This window comes from Brumicola blandensis, from assembly GCF_031846165.1.
In the GTDB taxonomy this organism is placed as follows: domain Bacteria; phylum Pseudomonadota; class Gammaproteobacteria; order Enterobacterales; family Alteromonadaceae; genus Glaciecola; species Glaciecola blandensis.
The window spans coordinates 118,141-141,642 of sequence record NZ_JAVRIE010000001.1; the positions used below are offsets into that span (position 1 = coordinate 118,141).

The 23,502-nt window shown below is 40.8% G+C and carries 20 protein-coding genes; 12 read left to right on the top strand and 8 right to left on the bottom strand.

The features are described from left to right. Position 1 precedes the first annotated feature (1 nt). Together RM544_RS00560 and RM544_RS00565 are read left to right on the top strand one after the other, a co-directional pair. Entirely contained in the window at positions 2-1,336 is a 1,335-nt protein-coding gene (locus tag RM544_RS00560; RefSeq protein WP_311359836.1) for a type II toxin-antitoxin system HipA family toxin, read from the top strand. Between the two features lie 205 nt (positions 1,337-1,541). Then, positions 1,542-3,974, top strand: a complete 2,433-nt coding sequence (locus tag RM544_RS00565) for a DNA polymerase II (RefSeq protein WP_311359837.1) — start codon at positions 1,542-1,544, stop codon at positions 3,972-3,974. Positions 3,975-4,073: 99 nt separating this feature from the next. On the opposite strand, the gene RM544_RS00570 is transcribed toward RM544_RS00565, so the two are convergent. Further along, on the bottom strand, positions 4,074-5,213 hold the full coding sequence (locus tag RM544_RS00570; RefSeq protein WP_311359838.1) for a porin: 1,140 nt from the start codon (positions 5,211-5,213) through the stop codon (positions 4,074-4,076). Positions 5,214-5,224: 11 nt separating this feature from the next. Next, positions 5,225-5,635 carry a type 2 periplasmic-binding domain-containing protein gene (locus tag RM544_RS00575; RefSeq protein ID WP_311359839.1) on the bottom strand — a complete coding sequence of 137 codons (411 nt, stop codon included), beginning with the start codon at positions 5,633-5,635 and terminating at the stop codon, positions 5,225-5,227. A 250-nt stretch (positions 5,636-5,885) separates the two neighbouring features. On the opposite strand from RM544_RS00575, the gene RM544_RS00580 reads away from it, so the two are divergent. Further along, entirely contained in the window at positions 5,886-6,521 is a 636-nt protein-coding gene (locus RM544_RS00580; protein WP_311359840.1) for a DUF4304 domain-containing protein, read from the top strand. Positions 6,522-6,588: 67 nt separating this feature from the next. Here the strand turns inward: RM544_RS00580 and RM544_RS00585 are convergent, their stop codons facing one another. After that, on the bottom strand, positions 6,589-7,023 hold the full coding sequence (locus RM544_RS00585) for a universal stress protein (RefSeq protein ID WP_311359841.1): 435 nt from the start codon (positions 7,021-7,023) through the stop codon (positions 6,589-6,591). 187 nt (positions 7,024-7,210) lie between these two features. Continuing rightward, a complete protein-coding gene (locus tag RM544_RS00590) occupies positions 7,211-8,614 on the bottom strand; it encodes an MBL fold metallo-hydrolase RNA specificity domain-containing protein (RefSeq protein WP_311359842.1) in 1,404 nt (467 codons plus the stop codon). Positions 8,615-8,796: 182 nt separating this feature from the next. Between RM544_RS00590 and RM544_RS00595 the strand changes: the two genes are divergently transcribed. The 5 genes from RM544_RS00595 to RM544_RS00615 all read left to right on the top strand — a co-directional run bounded on the left by RM544_RS00595 (position 8,797) and on the right by RM544_RS00615 (position 14,225). Continuing rightward, positions 8,797-9,027 carry a hypothetical protein gene (locus tag RM544_RS00595; protein WP_311359843.1) on the top strand — a complete coding sequence of 77 codons (231 nt, stop codon included), beginning with the start codon at positions 8,797-8,799 and terminating at the stop codon, positions 9,025-9,027. A gap of 130 nt (positions 9,028-9,157) precedes the next feature. Continuing rightward, a complete protein-coding gene (locus RM544_RS00600) occupies positions 9,158-12,238 on the top strand; it encodes a hypothetical protein (protein WP_311359844.1) in 3,081 nt (1,026 codons plus the stop codon). 144 nt (positions 12,239-12,382) lie between these two features. Further along, positions 12,383-12,778 carry a hypothetical protein gene (locus tag RM544_RS00605; protein WP_311359845.1) on the top strand — a complete coding sequence of 132 codons (396 nt, stop codon included), beginning with the start codon at positions 12,383-12,385 and terminating at the stop codon, positions 12,776-12,778. A 109-nt stretch (positions 12,779-12,887) separates the two neighbouring features. After that, on the top strand, positions 12,888-13,574 hold the full coding sequence (locus RM544_RS00610) for a hypothetical protein (RefSeq protein ID WP_311359846.1): 687 nt from the start codon (positions 12,888-12,890) through the stop codon (positions 13,572-13,574). Between the two features lie 69 nt (positions 13,575-13,643). After that, a complete protein-coding gene (locus tag RM544_RS00615) occupies positions 13,644-14,225 on the top strand; it encodes a hypothetical protein (protein WP_311359847.1) in 582 nt (193 codons plus the stop codon). 96 nt (positions 14,226-14,321) lie between these two features. On the opposite strand, the gene RM544_RS00620 is transcribed toward RM544_RS00615, so the two are convergent. The 3 genes from RM544_RS00620 to RM544_RS00630 all read right to left on the bottom strand — a co-directional run bounded on the left by RM544_RS00620 (position 14,322) and on the right by RM544_RS00630 (position 17,461). Beyond that, the gene (locus tag RM544_RS00620) at positions 14,322-15,470 is read right to left on the bottom strand and encodes a serine hydrolase domain-containing protein (protein ID WP_311359848.1); all 1,149 of its coding nucleotides are present in this window, start codon (positions 15,468-15,470) and stop codon (positions 14,322-14,324) included. Positions 15,471-15,549: 79 nt separating this feature from the next. Further along, positions 15,550-16,779, bottom strand: coding sequence for a HAMP domain-containing sensor histidine kinase (locus RM544_RS00625; protein WP_311359849.1), 1,230 nt, complete (start codon positions 16,777-16,779; stop codon positions 15,550-15,552). Further along, positions 16,772-17,461, bottom strand: coding sequence for a response regulator transcription factor (locus RM544_RS00630; RefSeq protein WP_311359850.1), 690 nt, complete (start codon positions 17,459-17,461; stop codon positions 16,772-16,774). The genes RM544_RS00625 and RM544_RS00630 overlap by 8 nt, the downstream gene beginning before the upstream one ends. 77 nt (positions 17,462-17,538) lie before the next feature. Here RM544_RS00630 and RM544_RS00635 point away from each other — a divergent pair, with 77 nt between their 5' ends. The 4 genes from RM544_RS00635 (at position 17,539) to RM544_RS00650 (ending at position 22,076) form a co-directional block, all read left to right on the top strand. Then, complete coding sequence (locus RM544_RS00635) at positions 17,539-18,663, top strand: S41 family peptidase (protein ID WP_311359851.1); 1,125 nt, start codon at positions 17,539-17,541, stop codon at positions 18,661-18,663. Positions 18,664-18,765: 102 nt separating this feature from the next. Next, complete coding sequence (locus tag RM544_RS00640; protein WP_311359852.1) at positions 18,766-19,830, top strand: type 1 glutamine amidotransferase domain-containing protein; 1,065 nt, start codon at positions 18,766-18,768, stop codon at positions 19,828-19,830. Between the two features lie 42 nt (positions 19,831-19,872). Beyond that, the gene (locus tag RM544_RS00645) at positions 19,873-21,132 is read left to right on the top strand and encodes an aspartyl protease family protein (RefSeq protein ID WP_311359853.1); all 1,260 of its coding nucleotides are present in this window, start codon (positions 19,873-19,875) and stop codon (positions 21,130-21,132) included. A 71-nt stretch (positions 21,133-21,203) separates the two neighbouring features. Continuing rightward, the gene (locus RM544_RS00650) at positions 21,204-22,076 is read left to right on the top strand and encodes an SDR family oxidoreductase (protein WP_311359854.1); all 873 of its coding nucleotides are present in this window, start codon (positions 21,204-21,206) and stop codon (positions 22,074-22,076) included. Between the two features lie 13 nt (positions 22,077-22,089). Here the strand turns inward: RM544_RS00650 and RM544_RS00655 are convergent, their stop codons facing one another. After that, positions 22,090-23,385: a sigma-54 interaction domain-containing protein gene (locus RM544_RS00655; RefSeq protein WP_311359855.1), complete on the bottom strand. Its 1,296-nt coding sequence runs from the start codon at positions 23,383-23,385 to the stop codon at positions 22,090-22,092. Positions 23,386-23,502: the final 117 nt, after the last annotated feature.

Below are 23,502 nucleotides of genomic sequence, written 5' to 3' on the forward strand. Positions count from 1 at the left end.
AATGGGTGATGTGCTAGAAAAAGCCGATGTGTATTTGTGGGACACTAAAATAGGCTCAGTCATTTGGCAAAACGAATTAGGGTACTTTGAGTATGACCGGTATTTTCAGCGCTCAGGAATTCAGCTATCCCCAATTAAGATGCCGCTAAGCAACAAAGCGTATTCGTTCAGTGAGCTATCAAACGAGACTTTTAAGGGCTTGCCAGGCTTGTTGGCTGACAGCTTGCCAGACAAGTTTGGTAATCGTTTGATCGATCAATGGCTAGAAAGAAATGCGCGTACACCTGAGTCATTTAGCCCCATTGAGCGTTTATGCTACATCGGCTCTCGCGGAATGGGGGGATTGGAGTTCAGGCCAGCGGTCGGCTCGATAAAAGAAACAACATCCGAAGTGCAATTAGATGAATTAGTGGCGCTTGCCAATAAAGCCCTGCAAGAAAAAACAGAGCTTGATGTTCCCCTTGAAAATTCGGAGCAGGGTAAGCAAGAGGCAGTTGAACAAATCATTCTTGTGGGCACCTCAGCAGGCGGTGCCAGAGCAAAAGCTGTTATTGCATGGAATAAAAAGACCAACGTGATCAAAACCGGGCAAGCACCAGCAGGGCACGGCTTTGATTATTACCTGTTAAAGTTTGATGGTGTGGATGGCAACAAAGATAAAGAGCTGTTGGCTGATCCAAAAGGGTTTGGTCTACTGGAGTATGCCTATTATCTGATGGCAATCGACGCTGGCGTCAACATGAATGAAAGCCGAATATTTAACGAGAATGGTCGCTCTCACTTTATGACTAAACGTTTTGACCGATTAAATGGAGGTGACAAGCTTCACATGCAATCACTGTGTGGGATTGCCCACTACGATTTTAATGAATCGGGTGCTTATTCCTATGAACAGGCCATTGGCGTTATGCGTGAATTAGGCTTGTCAGCAAAAGAGATTGAGCAGTTCTATGTTCGTATGGTGTTTAATGTAGTGGCCGTCAACCAAGATGATCATACTAAGAATATTTCGTTTTTAATGGATCAAACCGGTCAGTGGTCACTGTCGCCAGCCTATGACATCACTTATAGCAATGGCGCTGGCTGGACAAGCCGACACCAGATGACGATCAATGGCAAGGCAAAAGAAATAACAATAGATGATTTGTTTGCCGTTGCCAGTCATGGAGATCTATCCAAAGCGAAAGCGAAAAAGATAATTAGGAGAGTGGTGTCGTCTGTAGCTAATTGGTCCCATTTTGCAAAGGTGTCCGGCTTGGCTGATTTTGGTAATATGTCTCAATTAGTTAAAGAGGTCGGCGAAGCTCATCGACTTTATCTTGGCGAAGATTTGTAGCCAGTATTTGATTTAATAGTTTGCTCTTGCCTAATCTGGTTTTAGTTTAAATGCAGAAGGCACCGTAATTTGAAATTGTGTATCAAAACACCGCAAAGCACTCCAATACACCTTGATTAAAACCTTATTTTCTTCACACACTCAAGCCCAGATATATTACACTGCTGACAATATTCTCTGGCATCAATCAAAGTTCGTCACCTAAATGCACATTCCCCAACACACAGGCTTTTTATTAACCCGACATGCCCAAGACACTCGTTCAGGTATTGTTATCACCCTGTGGTTAAAAACTGAAAGTGGGCCTGTAAAACTGACGATTGAAAACGAGCAGGCTTTGTTCTTTATTGAATCGAGTCAAATCGATAATGTATTAGGCTTATTGTCGAAGCATAAACTTCACTTCGTCTCTTATAAGCAACTGCCAATAAAAACCTTTGGTCATGAATCGGTATCGGCTATTTATTTTAAGCTCATGAAAGACTTCTATGTCGCTCGAGATACTTTAAAACAGCACGGTATTAAAGTTTATGAGGATGATTTTCGTCCCGATGAACGCTATTTAATGGAACGCTTTATAACTGCCAAAATCGCATTTGTGGGCAACGAAATAGATAGAGCTCAATATAAAGGAAACGTCAACAAAATAGCTAACAACAATGAGGCTAATAGCAAGCACCTCACGATAAAAAACGCTAAATGTAAGCCGGGTGATTGCGATGTTCACTTGTCAATGATTTCAATTGATATTGAATGCGCGGTTACTGATGATGAGGGCCATGGTGCTTTGTATTCGATTGCAGCATACAGTGATACTGAGCAAGTGGTGTTCATAATTGGCGATGCTCAAGAAAATTCTCCCCCTTACATACGTTGGCTTGAAGATGAGCACGCATTACTGGTTCAATTCATAGCATGGTTCAAGGACTACGATACTGACGTCATTATTGGCTGGAACGTGATCAACTTTGACTTCGATTTATTGCAAAAACGCTGTGATCTACACAATATTGACTTTGCTATTGGTCGCGATGGCCGCAAGCCGTATTGGCGAAAAAATCGAAACAGTGACAACAAATATATTTCAATTGCGGGTAGGGTAGTGCTTGATGGTATCGACTTATTAAAAACAGCCACTTATAGCTTTCCTAGCTTCTCATTGGAAAATGTCGCTAGAGAGCTGCTGGGTATTGGCAAAAAGGTCGACAACGTAGAAAGTCGCTTGGCCGAAATTACCGAAAATTTTATCAATAATAAACCTGCGCTGGCTGCATACAACCTTGAAGATTCTCGTTTAGTGTGGCTCATTTTCGAAAAAACGCATCTGCTAGAATTTGCCATGTTAAGAGCACATCTAACAGGTTTGGAGTTAGACCGAATGGGCGGCTCTGTTGCGGCCTTTACTAACTTATACTTACCTAAATTACACCGAGCAGGGTATGTCGCGCCGAATATGGGAGATGGTACCTCAGGTTTAGTCTCGCCTGGCGGCTTTGTGATGGATTCAATTCCCGGCTTGTACAACAATGTGTTAGTGCTCGATTTTAAGAGTCTTTACCCCAGTATTATCAAAACCTTTAATGTTGATCCAATGGGCTTGATCGAAGGACTAAATTCACCTTCAAGCGCAATAGAAGGTTTTGACGGCGCTTACTTTTCCAGAGATAAGCATTTTCTGCCCAACATAATTGATTGCTTGTGGAAGGAGCGAGATAAAGCGAAAAAAGAAAAGAACGCCGCCTTATCTCAAGCCATAAAAATTATCATGAATTCATTTTATGGTGTGCTGGGTTCAACAGGTTGTCGGTTTTTCGATCCTCGTTTATCAGGCTCTATTACTAAACGCAGTCATGAATTATTGATTACCACGAAAAAGTGGATTGAAGCCAAGGGCTACAAGGTTATTTATGGGGATACCGATTCGATATTCGTGCATGTGGGGGATGATAAAAGTGCCGATGAATGCAAGCATTTAGGCAAACAATTACAAACGTTCATCAATGATGAGTGGCAGCAAAATATTCAAGAACGCTTTAAGGTCGATAGTCAGTTAGAAATTGAATTTGAAACGCACTTTATTAAGTTCTTTATGCCAACAATACGCGGCTTGGATATTGGTACGAAGAAGCGCTATGCAGGCACAGTTGATAAAAACGGTGAGCAAGCACTTGTTTTCAAAGGCTTGGAAAGTGTTCGTACCGATTGGACCGAACTTGCCAAAGAATTCCAACAGACGCTATACCACAAAGTATTTAACGAGCAACCTGTTGAAGACTACGTGCGCAAAACGGTTGCCGATACGCTAGCAGGAAAATTTGATAGCAAATTAATATACCGCAAGCGTATTAGGCGCAATTTAGAAGATTATGTGAAGAATGTGCCACCGCATGTAAGAGCTGCGCGCTTAGCTGATGAGCACAACAAGCTGCTAAAGAAGCCACTAAAGTATCAAAAAAAAGGATGGATAGAATACGTGATCACGGTGAGTGGTCCGCAGCCTGTGGAGTACATTAATTCAGCGATTGATTATCCATTCTACATCGAGCGGCAATTAGCTGCGATAGCAGATGCTATCCTACCTTTCATATCAACAAGCTTTAATCAGATCACGAACGACCAGTTAGATTTGTTTAGGTAGTGTGGATACTGTGCCCCTTGAAAGAATATTTCAGAAATAGTTTGTAAAAATGCACGCTTAAATACTCCTTTTCCGGCGTGCAATGTGTTTTTTTAAGAACTAAAAGACGTAGTTAACTGCGAAGCGAACTAACGAATCTTCTTCGTCATTAATGTCGTTGGTGAATTTAGTGATATCCGCTTTCAGTGCAATGCTTGTGCTTAAGTCATATCGAGTTCCCACTGATAGTGTATTGTTTTCAGACATAACACTTTGCTGAATACCAACCACTAACTGAGTTAATGGCACCTGCAACGGAGCGGGGAAGGCAGCGATGTCGCCAACAAATTTCGGATCACGGTTGATGTCAGACTTTTCGTAGGTAATAAACGGTGTCCATTTACCCGCACGAATACCCGCGGTGACATAGTAGTTTTCTTCTTGAGGATAGAATGAATCCTCAATTTCGATGCCTGTATATTCAGCGGCAACAAACCAGTTAAAAGCATCGTATTCTATACTCGCGCCATAGAATACGCCCGAATCATCAACAGCTTGTAATTTGCTTTCAAAGTCGCTTGATATTTGGCCTAGTTGTCCCAGAGGTGCGTCTAAAGCAGGAATATCAAATGTGACCTTACCCGCGGCATAGACACCTCTAAACTTCCAATTCTCATATGCAAGATCTGCACTAACAAGAGCGACATTGTTGATGGTTAACTCACCTGGCTGACCACCTAGCGTAAACTCGTTGTTAACGTTACCCGTCACGAATTGCAGTCCGTACTCCCAATCACCGCTGTATCCTGTATAGTCCACACGAATACCGTCGATGTTGTTAAATGGCACGTCGTATACCGACGCTGGAGCAACTACCCAGTGATACGAATAAGCAACATCTAGTGATGACGAATATCTAAATAGCGGCATTCTTAGGCGACCAATTGATATACTCGTGTTTTCGGTTGCGGCGTAAGTAAGATAAGCCCACTCAAAGTTAGCACTAAAGTCATCTGAACCTCGAGTAACTATTTGACCTGTAGCCGTGACATTTTCAGAGACATCACCACTGACTTGAAGACCAAATAAACTCTGGTTTGCATAATCGATGGAATCTTCGAACCCGTACAAAGTATCTTCACTGGAAGCAATTCCACCAGTAAAGTTAGCGAACCCATTTATTCGAACATCGGCATGAGCAACAGAGCTTACTGCCAATGTAACTAATGACAGAGTGAATAGTTTATTAAATGATTTCATATTGAGTCCCCTTACAGTGAAATAACTTTGACAGCATCAGTGACGGATGCTTTATCAACATAGCCAATAACACTTGGATTCTGAGAAACCAGTTCAATGACGGCTGCGTCGTTGTCTACTTCTTTAGGTGGTACACCTTTACCAGTGAACACCAGTTTTGACCAATGAGCTGATACTTGGCTAGAAGTTCTTCCTAAAATATCGGAATCAAAAGATTGTCTAACTTCGCTGCCGCCAACTTGATTGACGGCAACTGTTTCGGCGCCGCTTGGAAATTTCTTTTCTTTGCCCAAAAAGATTCGTTGTACAACTTTTGTGTCTATAGCGTCGTTATTGGACGGATGCACAATAACCGCAATTTCTGCCATTGCTGTGCTAGACAGCAACACCAGTAGCGCTCCAATTAATGCTTTATTTAACATAGAGTGTTTCCTATAGTTGTGAGTGAATGTTATCGAAGTGAAGTGCTACTGCTTAATAAATCTTTACCTCTCCCTTATGTAACGGCACATTCACGGCAATTTTTAGGAATTTTATTTTATATTTATGAGTATTTTTTTGACTGACGCGACATCTTCATATTAAGTAGTATGCAGGTCAGAATAACCACGCGACTTTATCGCCCCCTTAATCACTGCATAAAACGCAAACGTAAGCCGAGAGAACATTGAAATGGACCACAATAAATTAATCGCTAAAAATGCAAAGGAAACACTAAAACCTTTAGGTTTTGTTCGCTCAGGAAAGTCCAGAATTTGGTTTAAAGATAATGGTTGGTGGGCAGTGCTTATTGAGTTTCAACCGAGCTCATTCTCAAAAGGTACGTATGTGAATATTGCTGTGAATCATTTTCTCTACGAATCTTCTGGTTGGACTTTTCATATATCCAAAAGGCTCTCACCTTTCGCAGATGCGCAAACAGATGATTTTGAATCAACGCTTGAAAGTATGGTTAGTCAAGCAGCAGCAGTTGCCCAAGAGCTACAAAATAAATTCAGTTCAGTGAAAGCATTCTTTGATTATTATCAATCCATGGAACAGCGTACTATTTGGAATAGTCTGTATGCTGGTATTTTTTCGGCATTGTTAGGAAATACCAAGAAGGCAAAGGAAAGCTTCCAAATAATATGCGATGACGTTTATTCAATGGGCTGGGAGTTGGCTATACAAAGTAGAGCGAAAGACTTAATGTTTCTTTTGCAGGATGAGAAAGCGTTTATTAACTCACTTCATGGCACTATTTTGAGAAGCCGAAGCATGATGGGTTTGGAGACTGCTAACGGTAACTTAGTAAAACTGCCAGAATAGGTACTATGCGTCCATTAGCAAAAAACGCAATTTTCATTACGTTTTTTGCTCTTATTTATATTAACTATTAATCCTGCACACGCACTGCTAACACGTCTTGTTTAACACCGTGCAAGACAGAATTAGCGGTAGATCCAAGTAATAATTTAATACCACTTCTTCCATGTGTTCCTATGACTATTAAGTCTGCATGAATTTGATTTGCAATGTTATGAATTTCGTCAGCGGCATCGCCCACCTTAAAGTGTACGTTTTGCTTGTCGATACCAAACTTTTCAGCGATATCGTGAAGTTGCTGACGCGCTTTACCCATTCGCTCTTCTTCATTGATTTGGTTGTAATCTAATCCATAAAGATAAGGGTTGATGTATGTCATTGGTAGTGGCACGTAGACCAAATTAAGCTGTTCTATCGACGAGCAAACATTCAGTGCTTTATTTATCACCTGCTCATACTGCGCATGAATATCGATTGCCACTAAAATTTTCGTGTAGTTACTCATAGTGTTTCCCTCTTAATATTATGTCAATGTATGTGTCGTCTTTCTTACTTCACTATAAGCTTAGCAACTGAGGTGAAAACAAGTTTGAGGTAGGTCAAGAGATGAGCGGAAATAGTCTGTCACAGTAATTTGTGTAAAAACGCAAACCTAGTAGTAGAACGCAAGGGCGTTATGATGCTTAGCTTTGTTAGAATGCGATCGCTTGCCCCTTTGTCGGTATGATGCTGTTGATGTTTTGCTTATCCCATAAAACGAAAGACAGCTTATCTAAGGCTAGCGCATCGCCATGAACCAATACGACGTTTGGTGTTGGTTTGAATTGCGTAATCCACTCTATAAGCTCTCTTTGTCCTGCATGAGCAGAAAACCCACCTAGGGTTTCTACTTTAGCTTTAACGGCAAAACTATCATTGAATATTCGGATCATTTTTTTACCATCCACTAACAGTCTGCCCAAGGTTCCCATTGCTTGGTAACCACAAAATATAACTGTGTTTCTACTGTCCCAAATTCGACTTTTGAAGTGATGTCGAATCCTGCCGCCGGTGCACATGCCACTTCCGGCAATAATAAGCGCTCCTTTGTTGATTCGATTAATTGCCATTGAGTTCTCTGGCGTAACAGATAAAAATAAACTAGGAATGAAGTCTTTGGTGATGGAGTGCGCGTCTGGGGTTGCTTGATCAATATCCTTGCTATCTAAGGAGGAAAACCATTTGTCATAAATTTTTGTAATTTCAATAGCCATCGGACTGTCGAGTATCACTTGCCAGTTTTGCAAAAGTCCCTCTCGATGCAACTGGCCGAGATAAAACAATATTTCTTGAGTTCGACCAACCGCAAAAGCCGGGATCATAATGTTGCCACCACGTTTTTCAGTTTCTACAATAATTTCCCTAAGCTGTTTGACGGTGTCTTCAATTGGACGGTGATTTCTGTCTCCATAAGTTCCCTCAACTAGCAAAATGTCTGCTTTGTCTAAAAAGCTCGGGTCCTTCATTAAGACGGCTTCTTTATTGCCTAAATCGCCCGAAAATACGAGTGTTTTTGAACTGCCTTTTTCTTGAATAGTTAATTGTACAATCGCAGACCCTAGTATGTGGCCAGCATCAAAAAATATGCAACTTGCTTGCTCACTGAGAGTAAAGCGTTCGTTATAATTCTTCGTAACGCAAAGAGACAGTACTTCATGCACATCGTCTTCACTGTATTCTGGCTCAAGTGGGCTTTTTCCTTTGCGCAACAGTTTTCTGTTTTCTCGTTCGAGATCACCCAAATAAATATTGATTGAGTCTAGCAACATGATTTTTAACAAATCAGCAGTAGCGTCAGCACAATAAATAGGTCCTTTAAACCCCAAACTAACTAACTTGGGTAGCAGTCCGCTGTGGTCTAAGTGAGCGTGAGATAACACCACAGCATCAATATCAGAAGGTTCAAAGTCAAAATCTTCTCTTCCTATTTTCTTAAGAGAATTTGCTCCTTGATGCATTCCGCAGTCTAACAGGACTTTACCCAAGGCAGGAGATTCAACTAAGTGACAAGATCCCGTAACTTCTTGTGCTGCACCCAATATTCTAACTGTCGCCATGTTAACTTTTCCGTTTTATAAAACCTGTATCTATTAACCTTAGCAAACAGTTAGGAAAGTGCGTAATTACATTAATCCTTGAACTGAACTTCCACTGTAAATTCAACACTAATGAACTACACTATTGTATTACATGATGTGAGCACAAAAGCTCAGGTATTTAGTCAACATGGACAACTCATATGAATAAAGTTTTTCGTTTCGCCGCTGCCATAGTAGTGCTCGCCTTAGCAGTCTATTTAATGGTGACATTATTCTTTGTATTTTTGGTTCTCGCTGGTATCGGCTTGCTGTATGTCCTATTCATGCGGTTTTTCGGTAAGTCGCCAAAGGCAAATATGCATGAACCAAGCGATGGGATAGTAATAGAACATGACCCCTTAGATAGTGATGACAAGAGTCGTAAAGATTGATCACGCTTTTTTCACTATCTTGCATTTTACATTTTAGCACCTCATACTGTTCATAAAACAAACAAGCTGTTACCTACATGGATGTACGCAGCCGAAGCGAGTGATTCGGTACTTTTAAAGGAAGAACGTAATGAAACGCCTTTCTGATTACATCAAGTTAGTGCCTGAAGAATTACTTGTCGTCGGCAATCTAAAAGACCTCATTGAAAAAATTAACGAGATTGACGAAAAACTAGATGAGGCGAGTGCTGCGATTGATGATGCTCAACTTATCAAAGATTTGCTAATACGCCTAAAAATGAATGCTCAAGAGCTTTTAGCAAGTCCCTCTATCGAAAAGCTCACAAATTTCATCAATTTGACCAATGATGAAATGAGCCATCTAAACCTAAATGCTAGCACTGATGTAACGAGTACCGACGCCTTCAAAAAAGCCTTAGTGAGCGTCGAAAAAGCGAAAGCGTTTTTGGCTAAAGGCGAAGAGTTAGTCCTGCCCATTGGTCAACAGGAGTCTTTTGAAAAAGATATCAAGTTTACGAAAGAGCATACAGTGTCTCCAAAAGAAGAGTTTGAACTGGGCTATTCAGTAAAAGCTGACGCTAAGTTCAGTATTAATGTTCTAAATCACGAGCAAGCAAAGGATTTATTGGCGATGCCGGTGAAAGAGGGCGATGTTGTTATTAATCAGGATGCCTTCGCCAGTTTCCTTGTAGGCGGGAAGGCATCGGCTAAGTTGCAATCGATTTCAGCATCAATTGGCGCTAGCTTTGGCGCAGAAATTGAGCTCGATACTTATTACCAAATAAACACGGCAACACCGAGTTATAAAGCGCTGTGGGCAATGTACTCTGATGGCATGAAGCCTTGGAATATCAAGAGCATGCAAAAACACCTGCAGTTCATCAATAACCAAGGTTTTCGAGCAATTACGGTAAGAGGAAGAAGGCAGCTATCGATTTGGGGGGAAGTTGCCCTTGGCGAATCATTTAGTACAAGTACAGATATAAATAATCAATCGCTAACTGCCGAGGTTACTGCCGCCGCTGGGTATTCGCGTAAACACACCTATGAGGGTGATACAGAGCTGTTTATGCGCAAAAATAAAGATAATCAACTCGAAATAAAAGTGAGCTTTGATGAGAAAACGGTGAATTCGAGTAACTTTAGCTTGTCGCTAAAATCTGAGTTCACAGGGCTTGATAAAATCGTCACAGAATATACCGATATTATATTTGGCCGAGGGGACGAGTTGATCGCCGAGCTTGAAAAATATAGCACTCCAGGCAAGACGATATTGAAGAAGATTAAAGATGAGCTTGACGAAGGTGCTTGGTACGCCTCAATCTCGCAGCTAGTCTTAGGTGAGAAAAATACTGATCAGGTTGTCACAGAAATGCTCGGTGAACAAATACAAGAGTTCTTCGATTCCGAGGTGTTGAGTGTAAAATTGGATCCTACAGAGTTATCTCGAAAGGTCATTGATACTTTGATGGAACAGTTTGGTAGTGAACTGGATAAATTACCCGGTTCAAACGCTGAAAAGAAACAGATATTAAAAGCTGCTGTTGATGGTTTGAGTACGGTTATTGGTGGTTGGCAAACCGAGGTAGAAGCCCAAGCACAAAGTTTTGTTGATAAGATAAAAGCCAAGGTAACAAATGAAGGTCGAAAGGTGCTTGCACCAATTGAATCCTTGAGTAAAGAAATAAAATCTCAGTTGGAAAGAGTAGACCAAATTACGACTGACATCTTTTCAGAAGCATTAACAAAGTACCAAGAATTTAAAACGCGAGTGAACGAAGGAGTCAAAAAAGCACAAACGATCAAATTAGCGATTGCACATGAGCAAAGCAAATCACTGATGGAGTCCGAAGCTTTAGGTTTTACAGTCGTGTTCCTCAGCAATTCAAAGTCCGCGCAAAGTTTGTATCAATTGCTAGTTGTCGGTGCTGACCAAGCAGCGAATCGATTAATGAGAAGCTTAGCGATAGATGGTCAAATTCTCATCAAAGACCGCACCCAAAGAATTCAACGAACCATGCAACAAGAGCTATCTCAGAGCTTGTCCATTATGGGCATAGATTTCAGCCAAAAAAAGGTTAGCGTTGGAGACCTCAGCATTGAAACAGATGCCGGTGGAAGTCTTAGCGTAATTAATCGCTTGGAAATTTCAGATACGGCCTTAGGAAAACATGAAGAGCGTAAAGCCGTTGCAAACCTAGCTTATCAATTCGCTAATGCTGCGTTGAGCGGTAAAACAGACACAACCTTTAATCTAGCTTACCGTAATGTTGACAAACATATGCATTCAAAGCAGCAAATGGAAGACATTTTTAAGTCATTTAGCTTTACAAAAGCACACCTAAGTAATCTAGAGCATGAATTGCCAGAGATTGTGTCACCTAAAGCAATCGAAAGGGCATTGGTAGAGTTCGATAAATACCGTGGTCTCTACAAAAAAAGTACGGTTAGTATACAAATGCTTTCTAGTAAGTTCGTTTATAAGCAATTAACAGAGCTAGAAGCCGATCCGTTATTTGATATGGCTGCTGATTTTTTAAGAGCTATTTATGTGAACGTTGATCGGCGAAAATTTTTAGAGCCTATCTATAGTGCATACAAAGCAGTAGAAAGAGAACTAGACTATTCAGCGTTCTTTGATTTCGCCGTAACAAATAAAAAGAATTTCATTATTAACCCTAGAAAATTTCGGTCTAATTTAAAAAGTAAATTTAAGAATACGAATTATCTTGATGATAATTTTTGGGAAAGTACCAAAATGGATGGGGCTATATCGGGCAGTGCAAAACGCTTTAAAGCTGCAGTGCTAGACCTAACAGACTTAGGGCAAGAATCTAAAGGCCTGTCGAGTTTACCCAGTATTCTCAGTCATATTGACAAAGAAGTTAGGTTGTTCTCTTCCTTATCACAAGCAGAAAAAGAAACAGGCATGAAGGTATTTAAGCAACAATTAGCGAGTCTACAAGATGCTATGGAAGAAGCTATTAACCCATGGATTGACGTTAATTCAGTTGGCGCTACCTGGGTCAAGGAAAAGCTACGAATTCCATCAAATGTGAACTATCAGTTACTGATGTTCATGTCTGTTCTATCAGAGTTGTGCAAACCAGCTGAAGCTGAGTCTTTGTTCTTGGTGACGATTACTTTGGAGAAAGAAGGTAAAGCGCCAAGGGTGATTGTTTTGAAATAAAAGCAACATCGTTTCTATCGAAAACGCAGAGTTGGTGAATACAAATAAACCAACTCTGTTTTTACCTCTATTTCACCCGTCATACATTATCCTCCTGATTTTAAGTCAAACTTATAAACAAGCTATAAATAGGAGATAGCACTCATGAAAATCTTTTTAGCTCTCGCGTTAGCATGCACTCTTTCGGCCTGCGTGTCTGTTAGCCCAAATGTCATTGATGAGGAACAGCCTTATGCAACAGTGACTATTTATCGAAGTGATCAAGTGCAAGGAAGTGCTGTTGATGTTTATGTAGGATGGGCTGATAACTATCATGTTGCGTTGTCCCCAGCGGATAAACTAGATGTTCAAGTGCCTGCTGGCTTACAAACGTTTCAAATTAGAGCACATGCTGATTTAAGCAATGATTTAACGATTAAAGTAATGCCGAATGAACATCTTTGTCTTTTAGCTGAAGTTAACCCACAAAATTTCGTCGGTCTAAATTGGTTTGTTTCCGGTTATCAGCTTCGCCAAATTGAGTGTGTTAGCCAAAACTAACTCTGACCCCTTTTCTGCTGGTTGGTGACAATTTCTTACATTTCCTAGCTGAATAAATTGAAATAGCGACTTATAATGGCGCTCTGAATCAATCGTAAGAAGCCCATTTTTGTCTGAATTAAGCAGTGTCCACCTTCGTAATAGAAAGCGACAACTACACGGTGTTGTCGCGGCTTTGATTTGTGCGAGTAGTTTCATACTTGGTTTAACCCTTATCCTTGTGGTTGTCCCAGACTTTAACAGTGGGCCAGACGCGAGGCTTGAAACTCTCACTAAATTTACTGGCTTTATGCAGTTTTGGTACTTTCTTGTCTACGTGGTGTTTGGTGCCAGTTTGTTGGTGTTGAGCGTCGCTCTGCTAGAGCCGGATGGCCGCGAGCACAAACCTCTTGAGCAAATGACGACCTTAGCGAGTTACCTATGGGCTTGTTATATCTTTGCCAGTGGCTTTATTGCTATTTTTTCCATCGAATTTTTATTTTCTCAAGACTACGAGTTCTCAGCTGGTATCACCGAGCTATGGCGTGACATCTATGCAGTTCAAATGGGCTTAGGTGAAGGAGCGGAATGGGTGGGGGCTATCTGGGTGCTTATGATGAACGCATGCCTACAAAAAGAAGGTCGCTTTGGAAACAGTATCGTATATTTTGGCTACGTGATTTGTGGGTTTGGCTTATTGACGCTAGTGCCTAGTTTAAAAGAAGTGGGAGCTGTATTTGGCTTGCTGCAGGTTGTTTGGTTTTTATGGGTTGCGAGACTCCTGTTTCTTGAACGATACAAATATATAACGCCATAAATTCACCCGCTATTCACTCTCAAAATGGAAAATGGACTAGGTCTATTAATAATCTATTTTGAGGAAATTATGAAAAAAACACTTTTATCTATCGCGCTTTTAAGCACCTTTGGCTCAGCTTCAGCTGAGCAACTCTCATACGACTTTGTGCAGGTAGCAGCAATTCAAACTGAATTTGCAGATATTGTAGGCTTCAAAGCAAAAGGTTTTGAAGTAAAGGGAAGCTACGAATTTTACCCTAATGTATTTACTGAAGTCACTTACTTCAGTGCTGATGATACTGCCAATGATATCAAGTTTGATGTTGACCAATGGCAAGTTAAGGCCGGATATATTCAGCGTTTATCAAGCAACACGGCACTCGATTACTCTTTGGGCTACGGGAAAATTGAATTTGATTATCGCAAAGGTGAACTGAGAGCAGGAGATGAGACCAATTACTACAGTCTTAATACAAGTATCAGGCATATGCTTGTTGAAGACGTAGAAGTGTATGCTGGTCTTGGCATTCAAAAATGGAAAAAAGGATCTGATCAGAAGTATTACACACTTGGTTCACAGTACACTTTTGGCGACTTTGTTGCAGGGGCTTCTTATACTAAGTTTTCTGATTCAGAAGTGTTTGCGATCACTGGGCGCTACACCTTTTAAACTATTGAAATACAATAAAGCACAAAAAAAGGTAAAAACGATGTTTTTACCTTTTTTATTGCCCGCTGATTTAAGCCTTTAAATTTTAGAACAATGCTACTTGAGCAATGAAACCACAATAGATTGCATCAGTTGTTGACTTTGACTAATACAGGCATCATAACCATTACAGTTAACAAACATTGAAATAGTTGTCTCTTCATTCACAAGGTGGTAATTCTCTGTTTTATAACCGGGTTCATCGCCACCATGATGATATGCTGCTCTGCCATTACCAGCCTCTTTGAATAGACCTAGGCCGTAAGAATCGTTTGAGTTAATTGTCACCATGGAATTTTCGCCAATTAACAAATCTCGAATGTCTTCTCCAATAATTGAGTCGTCAGTCAGTATTGCGTTTAGCAATAGGTTCATGTCTTGTACTGATGATACGAGAGGGGCATCGGCTACACCAATGTTCTCATAGATTACTTTAGAATCTTCTAAATCTTCGTCAAAGATCACGTAACCCGAAATAGTTGAGCCAAGATCCTTTTCTAAACCATTATAGTAGGTATGATTTAAACCTAAAGGAATAAAGATCCTGTTTCGCATGGCAACAGAGTGATGTTCGCCAAGCACTGAATCCATAATTAAACCCGCCAATAAGTAGTGTGTATTTGAATAATGAAAGCCTTCTCCAGGCTCGAAGTAAGCCGGTTTATCCAGAGCAAATTCAAGTGCAAAGCTATCTGTTTTCAGTGATGTAGGGTCGTTGATTAAGGCATCGTACCATTGTGCTGAACTAGCTGGGTCGAGGTAGTCGTAAACACCCGCAGTGTGGTTTAATAACTGACGAAGTGTGATGCTTTCGCTGTTCTCTATTTTTGACAGAATTGAGTCTGGCAGCCAAGTATCAATAGTATCATCAATATCAAGCAAGCCATCTCTGTGCAACATCGCGACAAGAAGAGCTGTTGCTTTTTTTCCTGAACTGCCGGTGGGCATGACGTCATCAATCTGCATTGGAGCTAATGTTGTTAAATTTGATACACCAGCGCTACCAACAAAATTCATTTCTGGTGATTCAATAGCTAAAATAACACCCGGCAAGTCACCCTCTACAGCTTCATTGATAATTTGCTGATAATCAATGTCTTGTGATGGAGTGAAGAACTCGTTGTTATCACTGCCATTGCAGGCACTTAAGCCCAGTGTGATTGCTGAAACCAGCAATAAAGGTTTAAATGGATTTTTACTAAACATAGTCGTTTCCTTAAAGTATGAAATGGATAATTGTCCAATTAAACTTTAAGGTGGCTGCGGTGAAGTTGAAGTGAATTTTCTAGCTCAGTTGGGTATCTACGATCACCCGATAGACGCCTGTTTTCTGGCTGATATCAATCTGCCAATTCATTTCTTCAGCTATCCGATTAACAAGATATTGTCCGTGACCAAGTCCCTGATAATAGGGGCGTTGAACCTCTCCCTTTATGTTGTTTTCAAATATTAATAGTGCGCCATCAGAACTAATTTTCATACCTGCACTGTTGCTATGGTAAAAGCCATTATTCACTAAGTTTTGGCATAACAAGCTGATCAGATAAGGATTACCTGTGGCTCTGAGTTTAGTGTCTACTTTAATACTCACATCAAAACTTGAATCAGGATAGCTATTATAAATATTCAGCACTGTTTTCTCGATAATTGGCAATAAGACTAACTCTTCAAAACATAAGTTTTCTTGTCGCGCTAAAGCCAATAATACTTCAACAGTTTGTTCTAGTTCATTTGATGCCTGAGAAACAACCTTTGTTGCTTCATTTCCTAGTTCTTTACTTGGATGCATCGCAAGCGTGTTTTTGATAAGCGTAATCGGTGTTCGCAACTCATGACTTACATCACGAGTAAAATTTTGCTCACGTTCAAGTAAAGCTTGAATTTGGGCATAAGATGCATCTAGTGCACTCGCAAGTTGACCAATCTCATCTTCGCGATCAATGCCATAGAGTGTTTGGGTAGGTTGTGAATGTCTATTGGCAATATCTTTAGTCAGCAGCCTAATTGGTGACGATAACCACTTGGCCAAATACCACGAACTAAGTAAGCAAAGTACCACTACACTGGCCGAAATGCTGTATAAAAATAATGACTTAAATCCACTCAAATGTTTGTTAGCGTTCAACTTTGAGATATCGAATATGATATAAATTGGCCGACCCTGAGTATCGATGATGGAATCATAAATGAAGTAACGCGTGCTAGCCTCATTGTTTTCTTTGTTAAGGTGAAATTCGCCAGACGACGAGCGTTGAACATTCGCTGCTATTGAAGGCGGAATTGTTGATTCACTTGTATAGATAGCAATGTAGTCGAGTGGAGAGTTCTTGTGGCTATGAAGGGGCAATTGATTCTTGAGTTTGCTCACTTCATTCGCTAATAGTGATTGGTAAACATTATTTTCAGCAGTCTCAATAAGCAACGCCGATAGGCGAATGAAAAACAAACAGATGATGATTGATAGCCCTGCAAATGCCAGCAATAGTCGGCTGTTTAGGCTATTAAGTTTAATCATTAAGGGCCTTCAACTGGTAACCAATATTGCTGATAGTATGAAGAATTTGTTGTCCAGCCACTTTATCAATCGCTTTGCGTAAAGCATATATATGTGATTTGAGTGCATTGCTTTCGGGCGGCTCATCGCCCCAAACATGTTGCAATAGTTCAGAACGGCTTACTGGGTAGGGGTACTCTTCCAGCAGTTTTTGTAAAAGAGTAAAGCCCACCTTTGTTGTTTTGAATACCTCACCATCCCATGACGCCTCATAGGCTCTCTTATCAATTTTTAGCTTACCTTCAGTAATTGTTGTGTTTTCATGTAACTTCGGGCGTCTTGCCATCGCTTCGCATCTAAGGACTAACTCGCGTAGATCAAATGGCTTCGTTAGATAGTCATCAGCGCCTTGTCCGAATCCTTTTACTTTGTCTTCGAATGCGTCTCGCGCAGTTAACATTAAGATGGGAACATTAACTTGTGCTTGCTTTTTCACTTCAGTACACACTTTCAAGCCGTCTATATCTGGTAAATTCAGGTCCAAAATAATTACATCAAAATGATGGTTTAGGGCAAGTTCGACGCCCTGTGTACCTGTCGCCGAGTAATCGACTAACCATCCAAGATTTTCAAGGAAGTTAGCTATTTGAGTGGCGATGGCTTGGTTGTCTTCTATCAGTAAGACACTCATTTGGGTTTTCATTTACTTGCCTTGTAAGTTAATCAAGCTGAAAGCAAACACTATCTTGTTTACAGTGATTTTAGGGTGAAATTTAGTTTATGAAAAGTGAATACACCATAAATTTCACCTCTTATTTACCCTTACTAGCTCAAGCTCGACTTTATCTAATTACTGAGTTATTTCCCTTGTTATTGATGGAGCTAGGCATTATGTTTGAAATTATTCACGGTAGGCACAACTATTTCTTTGCATTGTGCAGAGCGATGGTCTTTTCTCTTACACTCAGTCTCTTATTCTCAAGTGTGTCAATTGCTAAGGATACAGCAACAATCGAGAGAAAACGTGCCATTGTATATGCTTTGCAAGAGAGCATAGAAAGTCACTATGTCGAAACTACTCTCATTCCTGGTATTAAAGCAGCGTTATCAGATTTTATTTTGTCAGAGGATAAGGCTGCAAATGAAGATGAAGCGCAATTTCTTCTTGAGCTCAGGAGCCTTTTAAAGGAGTTCGACGAGCACTTTTCTGTTTCCCACCTACCCGAAACCACGCCAAATAAAGTTGAAAAACTATCTTGGTTTGAGCGTCTGGCACAAGACAATTATGGTTTTACTCGAATTGAAAAGCGGGACAACAATATAGGTCTAATCGACTTCTGGGGCTTCGCCGACGCTACCCAAGCTGCAAGGCAGAGCGTCAAAGAAAAACTTGAGTCTCTGCAGGGGGTGAAAGGACTTATTATTGATTTGCGCAACAATGGTGGGGGAAGTGCTCAAATGGTCCAGTACATCTCTAGTTTTTTTCTAGCAGGGAAAGTGCATTTAAACAGTTTTTATTCTCGTTCAAGCGAGCAAACGCAGGACTTTTATACATTTGAACTTATTGATTATCCTGCTTTTGAGCGTATACCTATTGTCATTTTAATTTCCAACAAGACGTTTTCAGCAGCTGAAGAGTTTGCATACACTTTCAAGCACTTAAATCGCGCTGTCATTATTGGAGAACCAAGCAAAGGCGGGGCAAACCCTTGGCAGTATTTTAACTTGCCACTTTTGGAGGAAACAAAGCCCGGTATTCGTGTTGCGATTCCAACTGCAAAAGCGATTAACCCGATCACACAGCAAAACTGGGAAGGGAAAGGTGTGCAGCCTCATCAGCTGGTTGAAAGTGAGAGTGCAGAAGAAATAGCGCAGTCTATGTTGCTCAGAAAAATGAGATGGTAAGTCCTACTACGATGTTTTTTTAGACCATCGTAAATCGAACTTGAATCTTCACGCTAAATTCACCAGCGAAAGAGTAGTCTGTTCTTTTTAAGGAGGTATTTTATGTTGAAAAAAGTCGGGTTTTTACTATTAGCCATTGTGCTAATCATTGGTGGTTCGGTCACGTGGTTTATTAGTCTGCTTGGAGATGAGTTGACCTACGATTATTCTCAGCATAGGCCAGAACAGATCCCTTACATTACGAATGCCATACATGAAAGTCGAGGTAGAATCTTGGCTGTTGTAACTAGCACCGAATTTATTGGTGAAACAACTAGAAAAACCGGTTATGAGTTAACGGAGTTGTCGCGTGCTTATTACGTTTTTAGGGTAAATGGCTTTGCTGTAGATGTAGCCAGTATTAGAGGGGGAAAGCCCCCAATGGTTTTAGATGCAGATGATATGGGAACGTTTGACTACGCCTTTCTCAATGATAAAGAGGCCATATCGAAAGTTGAAAACTCAATGCCAATCGATGAAGTTGACCCGCAAAAATATGATGCGATTTACTTCGTTGGCGGCAAGGGGACTATGTTTGATTTTCCGAATAATAGACATGTTCAGGCACTCGTAAACTATTTTTGGAAACAACAAAAAGTGATCGCAGCCGTGTGTCATGGGCCAGCTGCTTTTGTCAATGTTCAATCAGAGAACGGCGATTTCTTCGTGGCGAATAAAGCGCTCTCTTCATTTACAAATGACGAAGAACTATTTTTGATACCAAAAGCAAAAGAAATATTCCCATTTTTGCTCCAAAGTAAACTCGAAGAGCGAGGCGCCGATTTTATCGCAGGTGAAAATTATTTAAATAAAGTAGTAGTCGACGGCAATTTGATCACCGGGCAGAACCCTTGGTCAGTGTGGGAACTCGCCGAATCGACAATTAGAGCGCTTGGCTATTCACCCGTGCAACGGATGTTTACAGCTGAAGAAAACAGTATCCAAGCCCTTGGAATCTATTCGGCTTCCGGTTATGACGAAGCACACTCATTTGTTGTATCAATTAATCAAAATGCAGAACAAGAAGTCAGTCGTTTATCGCTTGCGACGCATGCAGTGGTAGCTCTCATTAATTCAGAATTTAAACGTGCAGCTCGTATCTTAATGCTTTTAAACGCGATCGAATAAACCCACCTGACTTTAATCACCAAAACTTTGTAGGTACTTAATATGACAAGATTAATCAGAACGATGTGTTTTTTACTGTTCACAACTATGAGCTTAAGTGCATGCTCAATTGCGAATAGCCTGCGCATGATGAATGCTAATAATGGTATTGAGCCCATCTGGAATCAGGATACTACTGGTATGCCATATACTGCGTTGCAGGCATTTTACATCGGAGAAAAACCCTATATAAAAGTCAAGGCCAACGGCCAGCAGGAGCTATTGTTCTTAATCGATACAGGCGCTTCCTTTACGATGCTTTTTGATACGAAAGACAGTGCGAAGCTGACATTTGAACGCGGTTTTTCTCTTGAAGTGGCGGGATGGGGAGAGGGGAAAAATACACCCGCTTATCAAACCGAGTTAAGGTCGCTTAGCTTTGGTGATATTGAGTTTAAAGACGTGAAGGTAGCCTATATTCCAATTTCGACAAGCCAGTATTATATGACACCGGATGAGGCGATTTTTGATGGCGTATTAGGGCACGATTTGCTGCAACATTTTGTATGGACCTTCGATAAACGGGAGGGCTTGATTAGTGCTTCCGAATTAGCATTTTCAGCCAATGAAAATGACGTCGTTTTACCTTTTGATGTCAGCCTATCAAAACTCAGTATACCGGTAAGCGTGACGTTTAACGACAAAGATACAATCAACAGAGAAGTACTCATTGACACTGGTAGTCGGCACTATATGAAATTAAACTCGGCATTCCCCAAAAACAACGATATAGAGCTACCAAAAGCGTCGATTCAAGCCGCAGACTTTGGTCTCAGTGGAAAAGCTGAGCACATAAGAGTGACATTGCCTAAGCTCGAGTTAGGTTCGCTTGTATTACACAACGTAAAAGCAAACATTATTGACAGTAACGATGAAGACGATTGGTGGATTATTGGTAGCGCGTTAATGAACCAATTTGTCACCATTTTTGACTACCCCAATAAACAGTTTGTCATACGTCAGTATCCCCATATGGAATTTATCACAAAGTTTAATTTAGCAGGGATTGATTTACGCAAACTCATCGACGGTAACTTTTTGGTACGCTATGTTTATCCTGGTTTACCTGGTGAACTAGCCGGCCTTAAAGCGGGGCAGCGAATCATGTCTATCAACGGTATTCAAAGCAATGAGCTTAGTGAACAGGATTGGCTAGAAATGAACGCGATACCTAGCAACTTTGTATTTTGCTTTGAGGATACAAGTTGCCAAAACCTCAGTAGTAAGCACATTTCAGGTTACTCTGATAATGAAGTTAACTAGCTTGTTTATTCACCTTTCATTTACCTAATGGCATCTATTATTGTGTTAGTTAATTAACACTAGGAAATGTAATGAAACGTATCGCGATCTTTGGAGCGAGCGGCTATCTAGGGACTTACCTCGTAGATGTTGCTCGCAAATTTGGCTTCGAGCCAATCTCGTTTGTGAGAGTAAACAGTACTATCAGTACCCAGCTCGAGAATAATAGCGAAATAAGGCTCGTCGATGTAACGAGCCCAAGCACGCTTATTGGTCAGTTGGATGATTGTGACTATGTCATTTCTACCGTCGGCATTACTCGTCAAAAAGACGGTTTAAGTTATGATGATATTGATTATCAAGCTAACATGAATATTTTGTGTGAAGCTCAATCAGCTGGCATTTCAAAGTTTATGTACACTTCGGTTTTTAAAGGTGCAGAACACCAAGAAGTGGGTCTGTGTGAAGCTAAAGAGCGATTTGTGAAGCAGCTACAAGTTTCAGGAATTGATTATTGTGTTGTGCGCCCAACAGGCTTTTTTTCTGACATGCTAGCGTTTTTGCAAATGGCACAGAAAGGTAGCGTGCATCTATTCGATCAAGGAAAGCAGAGAATTAACCCCATTCATGGACAAGACTTGGCGGAAGCCATGATTCATTTGTTTCGTATTGGACTTCCTTCCTTTATGCAAAACGAGGTACTCATCGGTGGGCCGAAAATATTTACCTATCGCCAGATTGCAGAACAGGCTTTCAGTGTTATCGGGCAACCAACCAAAGTAAGGTACTATCCTGATTGGTTACGCAGGTGCGCTATTTTTATGGGAAAGAAGTGTTTGTCTGAGTCAAGCTTCGGACCCTACGAATTCTTTTTGACGTTCGCAGCAGTAGAGATGGTAGCCCCCAAATATGGGTCCCACCAATTAGAAGCTTTCTTCGCTGAGTCAAAAAGGGGTCAGAGTTAATTTCTATACCTTGTTATTCGTATTTCAGTTCGTATTTCTGAAACTTGCGATACAGGGTTCGAGTGCTCACACCTAAGCAGGCTGCGAGCTCGTCTATTGGTAGCTTTTCTGTTTCGCAAATCCGACGAAGGTACACTTCTTCAGCTTCTTCTAAGGAGACCAATTGTTTTAAATGACTGTCTTGATGATTTGAAAAATGCACTTGCTCTGGCAGGTCGTCAATGGTGATCACATCTTCATTGGCTAATAGCGCAGCCTGTTCAACGATGCTTTTTAGCTCTCGAATATTACCTGGGAAGCTATATTCAGAGAGCCGATCCAACGCTTTTTTATCGAAACGTTTGTGGCGTAACTCCGAATGACTAAGAAAGTGTAAGGCGAGGGAAGGGATGTCTTCAGCCCGTTCATATAGCGATGGTAAAGTGATGGGAAAGCCAGCGATGCGATAATAAAGATCCTTTCTAAATTCACCTTTTTCGACTAGCTCGAGCAAATTTTTATGGCTGGCACATATTAGGCGGAAATCCGCTTTTCGTTGCTTTATTCCGCCGACCGTTCTGTAACATTGAGTTTCTAATAAACGTAGTAATTTAACTTGCATACTGAGCGGAACATCGGCTATTTCATCGAAAAATACCGTACCACCATTGGCAATTTCAATCAGGCCTTTTTTGGCATAACTGGCACCAGTGAATGCCCCTTTTTCATGACCGAACAATTCTGATTCGAATAAGTTTTCGTTTAAACCAGTACATTCGATTACTACGAATGGCTTTTCGGCCCGACGACTCGACTCATGTAAGGCTTTTGCTACTAGTTCTTTACCTGTCCCTGTTTCACCATGCAGCAGCACGGCAATTTCTGAACTGGCAGCACGATTAATTTTGGTGAGCATCGTTTTAAATGGCGCAGATGCACCAATCATTTTGTTGGCGTGCGACTCCGCGGTCGCAAATTCAATTTTATCTAAAATTTCTAAAAAACCAGTGGTGATCCCGTCAGCGTCTTTGACCGGCCGCATAATGATATCGCAATAGGTTTTCCCTTGCTCCGTATTGTGAATATGGATCACGCTGCTGGCACGTTCTGTTTTCACACACTGCCGAATTGGGCATTCTTCGCCATGCTTGTCGCAGGGTGAACTATGACCGTGAGAAACTTCAAAACAACGGCTACTGCCAACTCTAACTTCGGTCTCGTAGGTATCTCTGTATGCTTCATTAACCGCTAAAATAGTGTAGTCGGTATTGATAAAGATAGCGGGTTTATCAATAGAGTTGATCATAGCTTGAACGATCGAAACATTCATTTGGGTGATTCCAGAAGTGTGCCAACAATGTCTTATTCTGTGTCAATATTGACACCAATATCAAGGTGAATTCGCTAAAAATAAAAGTAATATACGAAATATACAACTAAAACAGTG